This is a genomic window from Elizabethkingia occulta, from assembly GCF_002023715.1.
GTDB lineage: Bacteria > Bacteroidota > Bacteroidia > Flavobacteriales > Weeksellaceae > Elizabethkingia > Elizabethkingia occulta.
The window spans coordinates 1-408 of sequence record NZ_MAHX01000010.1 but is presented as its reverse complement, the minus strand read 5'-3'; the positions used below and the strand labels follow the sequence as shown (position 1 = coordinate 408).

Sequence of the window (408 nt, the reverse complement as noted above, 5' to 3'; positions counted from 1 at the left end):
GAGGTATTAGCTATCGAAGTAGATACATCCATATCTTCAAAACGAGTGATCAGGACACTGGATCGGGTTATTGATATCAATGGGATGCCAGAAGTTATAAGAGTAGATAATGGTCCGGAGTTTACTTCAAAATACTTTGAATCCTGGGCTAAGGGAAAAGGAATCCATATTCAATATATCCAGCCCGGAAGACCTATGCAGAACGGGTACATAGAACGTTTTAACCGCCTTTATCGGGAAGCCGTATTGGATGCTTACCTGTTCTTTGATCTTGACCAGGTAAGAGAAATAACACAAGACTGGATGGAAGAATATAATCACAAAAGGCCACATGAATCACTTGGTAATCTTACACCTGTTGAGTATAAAATATTGGCTACTGAAAAGAAAAAGACTCAATTAATAGCT

The 408-nt window shown here is 38.7% G+C and carries 1 protein-coding gene; it reads left to right on the top strand.

The features are described from left to right. Positions 1 to 408 (top strand): integrase core domain-containing protein (locus tag BAZ10_RS06385; RefSeq protein ID WP_131828789.1); only part of this gene is annotated, 408 nt, incomplete at both ends.